Here is a 1799-nt window from a genome sequence, read left to right on the forward strand (position 1 = left end):
GGCGCTTGCGGGAGCGCAGGTAGTCGCTCACCACGGCCGCGCCCAGGCCGTCCTCACCCGGCGCGACGACCCGACCGCCCGACCTCCGGGCCACCGTGTCGACGAACCTCGTCAGCCTCGGGTCGTCACCCAGCCGGAACACCGTGATCGACGCGCCCAGCCGGGCCAGGGAGTCGACCTCGACCAGCGTCTTGCCGATGGTCCGCTCCAGCGGCGGGTAGTGGAACTCCGCCTCGCCGGTCGCCTCCAGGTGCGCGGTCGGCTCGCCGTCGGTCACCACCAGCACCACCGGTTGCGCGTCGGGGTGCCGGCGCAGGTGCCGACCGGCCAGCAGCAGCGCGTGGTGCAGGTTCGTGCCCTGCTCCCACACGCCCTCCAGCGCGGTCAGCTGCCCGATGTCGACGGTCTCGGCGTGCCGGCCGAACGTGATCAGCTCCAGCGCGTCGGTGCGGAACCGGGTCCGGACCAGGTGGTGCAGCGCCAGCGCGGTGCGCTTCATCGGCACCCACCGGCCGTCCTGCACCATCGACCAGGACGTGTCCACGCACAACGCGACCGCCGCGCGCGACCGCTGCTCGGTCTCGCTCACCTCGACGTCCACCACGTCCAGCCGCACCGGGCCGCCCGCCGACCGCAGCACGGCATTGGTGACCGTCCGCGGCACGTTCCACGGCTCGGTGTCGCCGAACTGCCACGGCCGCGTCGAGCCGATCAGCTCACCGGCCGCGCCGGCCGACGAGTTGTCCCGCTGCCCCTGCTCGCGGGCGCTGTCGATCACGCCGCGCAACGCCGCCTCGCCCAACCGCCGCAACGCCTTGGGCGTCAAGCGCAACGAGCCGTCCGGCGCGCGTTCCAGCAGGTTATGCGACCGCAGCTCGCGTTCCAGCTCGGCCAACCGGCGCGCGTCCACCCCGGCCTCGCCGCCGAGCTGCCGGACCAGCGCCTCCAGGTCGATGTCCTCCAGCCGGGCGCCCGGGTAGGACTGCGACAGCTGCTCGGCCAACGCGTCCAGCTCGGCCAGGTCGGCCATCGCCTGCGCGCCCTCGCCCAGCCCCAGCGGGTTGTTGCCGCGGAACCGCGCCGAGCCGTCCCAGTCCTCGCCCGGCCGCAGGCCCTGCAGCAGCGAGTCCAGCTCGGAGAGCTGCGAGCCGATGCCGGAGTCACCGAACGCCTGCTGCGACAACGCCGACAGCTCCTGGCGCTGCTGCTCCGACATCGAGTTCATCATGCGCTGGGCGGCGGCGGACCGGGCGGCCAGCGCGTCGATCAGCTCGTCGACCGACTGCGGGTTCTCCGGGAAGAACTCGCCGTGCTCGCGCATGAACCGCTCGAACCGCTCACCGGTGTCCTCGCCCGCGGCGTGCGCCGCCAGCAGTCCGTTCAGGTCGTCGAGCATGCCCCGGATGCGTTGCACGTCCTCCGGCCGGACGTTCTCCATGGCCTGCTTCATGCCCTGGAACCGCTGGTCCATCAGCTCCTGGCCGAGCAGGTTGCGGATCTTCTCGTAGGACTCGCGGGCCTGCGGCGAGCGCCAGTCGTACTCGGCCAGCTCGTTCACGGCCGCCGCAGTCGACTGCGGCAGTGCGTCCAGCTGCGCCTCGCGGAACCGCGCCTCGTCGTCCGGGTCGGGGAACAGCTCCGCCCGTTCGGCGGCCAGCGCGTCCTGGAGCAGGCGTTGGACCTCCTGCAACGTGCCGTCCAACCGGTGACGCCGGGTGAGGGCGGCGCGCTTCTGCCACAGCCGCGCGGTCAGGTCGTCCAGCGCGCGGGTGGACGGCAGGCTCCGGCGCAGCAGCTCG

1 protein-coding gene is annotated in these 1799 nt (G+C 73.2%); it reads right to left on the reverse strand.

Annotated features, from left to right (window positions below):
• A partial coding sequence (locus AB0G02_RS38230) for a VWA domain-containing protein (RefSeq protein ID WP_360804807.1) occupies positions 1 to 1799 on the reverse strand: 1799 nt, incomplete at both ends.

The sequence above is a fragment of the Actinosynnema sp. NPDC023658 genome (genome assembly GCF_040639995.1).
GTDB lineage: Bacteria > Actinomycetota > Actinomycetes > Mycobacteriales > Pseudonocardiaceae > Actinosynnema.